Origin of the sequence: Lentzea aerocolonigenes, from assembly GCF_000955955.1 — a bacterium.
GTDB lineage: Bacteria > Actinomycetota > Actinomycetes > Mycobacteriales > Pseudonocardiaceae > Lentzea > Lentzea aerocolonigenes_A.
The window spans coordinates 1-6,852 of sequence record NZ_JYJG01000258.1 but is presented as its reverse complement, the minus strand read 5'-3'; the positions used below and the strand labels follow the sequence as shown (position 1 = coordinate 6,852).

At 65.6% G+C, this 6,852-nt stretch carries 6 protein-coding genes; all 6 read left to right on the top strand.

The window, feature by feature from the left end:
* Positions 1-124: 124 nt before the first annotated feature.
* The 6 genes from UK23_RS30405 to UK23_RS30380 are packed head-to-tail and all read left to right on the top strand — an operon-like array spanning position 125 to position 6,747.
* Positions 125-1,765 carry an ABC transporter substrate-binding protein gene (locus UK23_RS30405; protein WP_045315119.1) on the top strand — a complete coding sequence of 547 codons (1,641 nt, stop codon included), beginning with the start codon at positions 125-127 and terminating at the stop codon, positions 1,763-1,765.
* Position 1,766: 1 nt separating this feature from the next.
* On the top strand, positions 1,767-2,669 hold the full coding sequence (locus tag UK23_RS55110; protein WP_045315118.1) for an ABC transporter ATP-binding protein: 903 nt from the start codon (positions 1,767-1,769) through the stop codon (positions 2,667-2,669).
* Positions 2,666-3,646: an ABC transporter permease gene (locus UK23_RS30395; protein ID WP_045315117.1), complete on the top strand. Its 981-nt coding sequence runs from the start codon at positions 2,666-2,668 to the stop codon at positions 3,644-3,646. The genes UK23_RS55110 and UK23_RS30395 overlap by 4 nt, the downstream gene beginning before the upstream one ends.
* Positions 3,646-4,464, top strand: coding sequence for an ABC transporter permease (locus tag UK23_RS30390; protein WP_082115091.1), 819 nt, complete (start codon positions 3,646-3,648; stop codon positions 4,462-4,464). The genes UK23_RS30395 and UK23_RS30390 overlap by 1 nt, the downstream gene beginning before the upstream one ends.
* Positions 4,461-5,417: an ABC transporter ATP-binding protein gene (locus UK23_RS30385; protein ID WP_045315116.1), complete on the top strand. Its 957-nt coding sequence runs from the start codon at positions 4,461-4,463 to the stop codon at positions 5,415-5,417. The genes UK23_RS30390 and UK23_RS30385 overlap by 4 nt, the downstream gene beginning before the upstream one ends.
* Positions 5,410-6,747 (top strand): GH1 family beta-glucosidase, encoded by a 1,338-nt coding sequence (locus UK23_RS30380; protein WP_045315115.1) that lies wholly within the window; start codon positions 5,410-5,412, stop codon positions 6,745-6,747. The genes UK23_RS30385 and UK23_RS30380 overlap by 8 nt, the downstream gene beginning before the upstream one ends.
* Positions 6,748-6,852: the final 105 nt, after the last annotated feature.

Genomic DNA, 6,852 nt, shown 5'->3' with positions numbered 1-6,852 from the left:
GGCGTCTGCAAGTACTACCAACTGCGAGTTGGTGGTACTTGCAGACGCCAGTCACGCGGCTCGGTGAGTTCGCCGTACGTGTGGGAGAGCGCTCTCACACGCCGTCGTATCGGGAGATTCCCCCATGCGCAGAACAATCATCGTCGCAGTAGCACTGGCGCTCGCGGCGACAGGTTGCTCCTCCGGTAACGCCACCAAGGCTTCCGGGGTGCTGACCGTGGGCATGCCCAACGGGCCGCTGACCGAGAACCACAACCCCTTCCTGCCCACGTCGGCGGCGGGTTCGCTCGGCTACCGGTACCAGATCTACGAGCCGCTCGCGTTCGTGAACAACACGCGCCCGGCCCAGGAGCCGGTGCCGTGGCTCGCGACGAAGTGGGAGTGGTCGGACAACTACAAGAAGGTCACCTTCACGATCCGGGAGAACGTGAAGTGGTCCGACGGCAAGCCGCTCACGGCCGCTGACGTCGCCTTCTCGTACGAGATCCTGAAGAAGTGGCCGGCGCTCAACAACCGCGACTCGCTCAAGGTCGACACCGCGACGGCGACGCCGGACGGCAAGGTCGAGGTCACGTTCGCGAACCCGCAGTTCGTGACGCGCAACAAGGTCATCAGCGTGATGGTGGTGCCGCAGCACATCTGGAGCGGTGTCGCGGACCCGACGACGTTCACGAACCCGAACCCGGTCGGCACCGGTCCGTACCAGGTGAAGTCGTTCACCTCGCAGACCGTCACGATCGCCCGGCGCTCCGAGTACTGGCAGGACCTGCCGAAGGTGCCGGAGATCCAGTACACCTCGTACAACGACAACACGGCGCAGACCACCGCGCTGGCGTCGGGTGCGTCGCAGTGGTCCTACGTCTTCATCCCGGACTACCAAAAGCTGTACGTGGACAAGGACCCGAAGAACCACAAGCTGTGGTTCCCGGCCGGTCTCGGCATCCACGGCCTGTGGCTGAACAACACCGTCGCGCCCTTCGACAACGCGGCGTTGCGCTCGGCGATGAGCGACGTGATCGACCGCGAGGCGATCTTCGTCCGCGGTGAGGCCCGGCTGTTCCCGAAGCTGGAGTCGCCCACCGGCATGCCGTTGCCCGCCGGTGACTCGTTCCTCGCGCCGGAGTACAAGGACGCGCGGTTCAAGGTCGACGTCGACAAGGCGAAGCAGAAGCTGGCCGCGGCCGGGTTCAAGCTGGAAGGCGACGTGCTCAAGGCGCCGGACGGCAAGCCGGTGACGCTGGAACTCACCAACCCGTCCGGCTGGTCGGACTACCTGACGGTGCTGGACATCATCAAGAGCGACCTGAAGAAGATCGGCATCGAGGCGACCGTGCGCACGCAGACCGCGGACGCGTGGACGACCGACTTCGCGAACGGCGCCTTCCAGGGCTCGCTGCGCTGGACCAACACCGGTGCCACGCCGTACGAGATGTACCAGAACATCATGGACGGCGCGGAGATCAAGGCGATCGGGCAGACGGCCGCGGTGAACTTCGGCCGCTACAACAACCCCGACGCGACGGCCGCGCTGGCCGAGTACGCGAACGCCACGGACGACGCGGCGCGCGCCAAGAGCCTGGCGACGCTGCAGAAGGTCATGGTCGAGCAGGTGCCGATGATCCCGACCTCCGCCGGTCCGATCGGGGCCGAGTACAGCACGAAGAACTGGGTCGGCTGGCCGTCCGACGAGGACCCGTACGGTCCTCCGCAGGCGACGCTGCCGAACGCGCTGCAGATCGTCATGAAGCTGAAGCCGGCCGCCTGACATGAATGAGGTCGCGCTGGAAGCGAAAGGTCTGGTCAAGACCTACAAGCGCGTGCGCGCGGTGCAGGACGTCTCCCTCGTCCTGCGCCGCGGGCGCGTGACCGCCCTCGTCGGCGAATCGGGATCGGGCAAGTCGACGGTGGCGAAGCTGCTGGCGCGGCTGGTGGACCCCACCTCAGGCGAGATCCTGTTGGACGGGCAGAAGGTGCGACGGGTCCGGGAGTACCGGCGCAAGGTCCAGATGGTGTTCCAGGACCCGTTCGCATCGCTCAACCCGATCCACACGATCCGCTACCACCTCGCCCGGCCGTTGAAGATCCACAAGCGGCCGGAGACGGTGGAGCAGTTGCTGGAGCGGGTGAACCTGCCCGCCGACTTCGCCTCGCGGTACCCGCACGAGCTTTCCGGTGGTCAACGGCAGCGCGTCGCCATCGCGCGAGCGCTTGCGGCCCACCCCGAGGTGTTGCTGGCGGACGAGCCGGTGTCCATGTTGGACGTTTCCATTCGGCTCGGTGTGCTGAACCTGTTGCTGGACCTGAAGGAACGGCTGAAGCTCGCCGTTCTGTACATCACGCACGACATCGCGTCGGCGCGCTACTTCGCCGACGAGACGTTCGTGATGTACGGCGGGCAGATCGTCGAGGGTGGCGACAGCGAGTCCGTGACGCAGCAGCCGGCACATCCCTACACGCAGCTGCTGATCGAGTCCGCGCCCGATCCGGAACGCGCGGTCGTCGCGTTGGACGCACCCGTCGAGGAGGTCGCTGCGGTGTCCGCCGGCTGCCAGTTCGCGGCCCGTTGCCCGAAGGTCCAGGAGCGCTGCTGGACCGACGCGCCGCCGCGTTCGGACGTCGGCGACGGCCACTGGGCGGCCTGCTGGCTCTACGTGGAGGCGGCGGCATGACGTTCCTGCTGCGCCGCGGACTGTTCTACCTGATCACGTTGTGGGCGGCGATCACGGCGAACTTCCTGCTTCCTCGTTTGCTGCCGGGCGACCCGGTGCAGGCGATGATCACCAAGCTCGGCGGGCGGTTGAACAGCGACGCGATGGCTTCGCTGTACATCCTGTTCGGGCTGGACGAGAAGAAGTCGATCTGGGAGCAGTACGTCGACTACTGGGGTGCGTTGGCTCGTGGTGATCTCGGGCTGTCGTTCACGTTCTTCCCGACGCCCGTTGCCGACGTGCTGTCGCAGTCGTTGCCGTGGACTTTGGGCCTGGTCGGCGTCACGACGATCATCGCGTTCCTGCTGGGCACCCTGCTCGGTGTCTACGCGGGGTGGAAGCGCGGGTCGTGGATGGACAACCTGATCCCGGTGACGACGTTCCTGTCGTCGATCCCGTACTTCTGGCTCGGGCTGATCGCGATCTCGGTGTTCTCCGTGACGTTCCCGCTGCTGCCGGCCTCCGGTGGCTACGCGGCCGGGCTGGTGCCGGAGTGGTCCGGCGAGTTCATCGGCAGCGTGCTGGAACACGCCGTGCTGCCGGGAATCACGATCGTCGTCAGTTCGGTGGCGGGGTGGATCCTGGGCATGCGCAACATGATGGTGACCGTCACGGCCGAGGACTACGTGCTGGTCGCGCGGGCCAAGGGGCTGTCGCAGAAGCGGATCATGTTCGCGTACGCGGCTCGCAACGCCGTGCTGCCGTCGATCTCGGGTTTCGCCTTGTCGCTCGGGTTCATCGTCGGCGGCGCGCTGCTGGTGGAGATGGTGTTCTCGTATCCCGGTCTGGGTTACGTGCTGTTCCAGGGCATCGGCGCGAAGGACTACCCGCTGATGCAGGGAGTGTTCCTGGTGATCACGCTGGCGGTGCTGGTGGCGAACCTGCTCGCGGACATCGGCTATCTGCTGCTGGACCCGCGCACGAGGCGGGAGGGCTGATGAACTTCAAGACCAAGCTGGGCCTGGGGATTCTGGCCTTCTTCACGCTGATCGCGGTGATCGGCTCGTGGATCGCGCCGTACGACCCGTCCGCGATGGGCGACGACCTGCTGTCGCCGCCCTCTGGCGCGCACTGGTTCGGCACGACCATGACCGGGCAGGACATCTTCTCGCAGGTGCTCGTTGGCACTCGTGGGGTGATGGTGGTCGGGCTCGTCTGCGGTGTGCTCGCGACGTTCCTGTCCATTTTGGTCGGTGTGACCGCCGGGTTCCTCGGTGGCGCGGCCGACGAGGCGTTGTCGATGCTGTCCAACGTGTTCCTGGTGATCCCGGCGCTGCCGCTGATCATCATCGTGGCGTCGATGTTGCCTTCCGCGGACACGGTTCTGATCGCGGCGGTGATTTCGCTGACCGCGTGGGCGTGGGGTGCTCGGGTGTTGCGGGCGCAGACGATGTCGTTGCGGCGGCGCGACTTCGTCGAGGCTGCTCGGGCGTCCGGTGAGTCGACGTGGCGGATCATCGTGTTCGAGGTGCTGCCGAACCTGATGGCGGTCATCGCGTCCGGGTTCGTCGGCACGGTGATCTTCGCGGTGATGCTGCAGATCACGCTGTCGTTCGTCGGCGTCGTGTCGTTGTCGACCTGGAACTGGGGAACGATCCTGTTCTGGGCGCAGAGCAACCAGGCCCTGGGGCAAGGCGCCTGGTGGTGGTTCGTGCCCGCCGGCCTGTGCATCGCGTTGCTGGGCACGGCGCTGGCGCTGATCAACTTCGGGATCGACGAGTACGCGAATCCCCGGCTGCGGAAGGTGCGCGCATGAGCCCGGTGCTGGAGATCCGTGATCTCTCGGTGGACTACGGCTCGCTGCGAGCCGTGCACAACGTGTCTTTGTCGCTGGAGGCCGGGGAAGTGCTCGGTCTGGCGGGGGAGAGCGGTAGCGGCAAGTCCACTTTGGCCTATGCGGCGACTCGGTTGTTGCAGCCGCCTGGGCACGTGCCGTCCGGTCAGGTGCTGTTCAAGGGGCACGACCTGCTGGCGTTGACCGAGAAGCAGCTGCAGGTGCTGCGGTGGAGCGAGATCGCGATCGTGTTCCAGGGCGCGATGAACGCCCTGAACCCGGTGATCTCGGTGGCCACGCAGATCGACGACGTGTTGCGTGCTCATCGGCCTGCGATGAAGCGGCCCGAGCGGGTTTCTCGTGCTCGTGAGCTGTTGTCGCTGGTCGGGATTCCGGTGGATCGGTTGTCGGCTTACCCGCATCAGCTGTCCGGTGGGATGCGGCAGCGGGTGATGATCGCGATGGCGTTGGCGCTGGAACCCGAGATCGTGATCATGGATGAGCCGACCACCGCGTTGGACGTGGTGGTGCAGCGGCAGATCCTCGGTCAGATGATGCGGCTGCGGGAGACGCTCGGCTTCTCGGTCGTCTTCATCACGCACGACATATCGTTGCTGGTCGAGTTCTCCGATCGGATCGCGATCATGTACGGCGGGCGGGTGGTGGAGGAGGCGCCGGCGTCCGAGATCTACCGGGCCGCCAAGCATCCGTACAGCCAGGGGTTGCTCGGGTCGTTCCCGGCGTTGCGCGGGCCGCGGCGGGAGTTGCGGGGGATTCCCGGGTCGCCGCCGGATCTGCGGTCGATGCCGTCTGGATGTCCGTTCCACCCGCGGTGTCCTTCGGCCATGGATGTCTGTTCCGAGCGGATGCCGTCGCTGGATTCGGTTTCGGAGCGTCGTCGGGTGGCTTGCTGGTTGGAGGGCGTGCATGTCTGAGGTGACTGCTGGGCTGCCTGCGGACTTCTTCTGGGGTGTCGCGACGTCGGCGTACCAGATTGAAGGGGCGTACGACGAGGACGGGCGGACACTGTCCATTTGGGACACGTTCGCGCGGCGGCCTGGGGCGGTTGCTCAGGGCGAGAACGGGGATGTCGCCTGCGACCACTATCACCGGATGCCTTCAGATGTGGCTTTGATTGCTCGGCTCGGGGTGGACAAGTACCGGTTCTCGGTGTCCTGGCCGCGGATTCAGCCGGGTGGGCGTGGCCCGGTCAATGCGAAAGGGATCGACTTCTACTCGCGGCTGGTGGACGAGCTGCTGGAGAAGGGGGTAGATCCTTGGCTGACGTTGTACCACTGGGATCTGCCGCAGGAGCTTGAGGATGCTGGTGGGTGGCCGTTGCGGGACACTGCCTACCGGTTTGCCGAGTTCGCTGGGCTGGTGCATGACGCGTTGGGTGATCGGGTGCCCACGTGGACCACGTTGAACGAGCCTTGGTGTTCGGCGATGCTCGGGTATGACACCGGGCGGCATGCGCCTGGGCGTACGAACTTCGCCGAGGCCATGCGGGCTGTTCATCACCTGCTGTTGGGGCATGGGCTGGCGGTTCAGGAGTTGCGGTCGCGTGGGGTCGGCTCCTTGGGCATCACGTTGAACATGGGTACGCATTCGGCTGCTTCGGATGATCCGCGGGATGTCGACGCGGCTCGGCGGGCCGATGGGCTGGGGACGCGGATCTACATGGATCCGTTGGTGCACGGGCGTTATCCCGAGGATGTGCTGGTGGACATCGCTTCGCGTGGGGCTGAGCTGCCGGTGCGGTCTGGGGATTTGGAGATCATCTCTACGCCGATCGACGTGTTGGGTGTCAACTACTACACGTCGCATGTGCACAAGGCGACTTCTGATCCGGCCGTGTCGGAGGTGGTGCCGCAGGGGCGGGCTGTGACCGCGATGGGGTGGGAGATCGTTCCTGAGGGGTTCACCGCGCTGTTGCTGCGGTTGCAGCAGGACTACGGCGTGCCCATGGTGATCACGGAGAACGGCGCGGCGTTTGATGACCTGTCTGTTGAGGACGGGTATGTCGCTGATGCTGATCGGGTCGCGTATCTGGAGTCGCACATCTCGGCTGTTGCTGCTGCGGTTCGGGGTGGGGCGGACGTGCGTGGGTATCTCGCGTGGTCGTTGATGGACAATTTTGAGTGGGGATACGGGTATGCCAAGAGGTTTGGCATTGTCCGGGTTGATTATGGGACGCAGGAGCGCACGTTGAAGCAGAGTGCGCAGTGGTATCGGGAGTTGATCGCTGGCGCACGGGGTGCGTAGGTGGTCTCTGTTGCGTTGGCGGGCGCCGGTTTGTCGTTCGTAGGTGGTCGCCTTGCGATGCTTCACCTTGCGTTGCGTGCTTCCTCCTGGGGCTCTGCCCCAGAC

Bases quoted from the DNA above. Each gene is read 5' to 3' on its own strand.
- UK23_RS30380 (WP_045315115.1), top strand. From the start codon at position 5,410: ATGTCTGAGGTGACTGCTGGGCTGCCTGCGGACTTCTTCTGGGGTGTC.
- UK23_RS30385 (WP_045315116.1), top strand. From the start codon at position 4,461: ATGAGCCCGGTGCTGGAGATCCGTGATCTCTCGGTGGACTACGGCTCG.
- UK23_RS30395 (WP_045315117.1), top strand. From the start codon at position 2,666: ATGACGTTCCTGCTGCGCCGCGGACTGTTCTACCTGATCACGTTGTGG.
- UK23_RS55110 (WP_045315118.1), top strand. From the start codon at position 1,767: ATGAATGAGGTCGCGCTGGAAGCGAAAGGTCTGGTCAAGACCTACAAG.
- UK23_RS30390 (WP_082115091.1), top strand. From the start codon at position 3,646: ATGAACTTCAAGACCAAGCTGGGCCTGGGGATTCTGGCCTTCTTCACG.
- UK23_RS30405 (WP_045315119.1), top strand. From the start codon at position 125: ATGCGCAGAACAATCATCGTCGCAGTAGCACTGGCGCTCGCGGCGACA.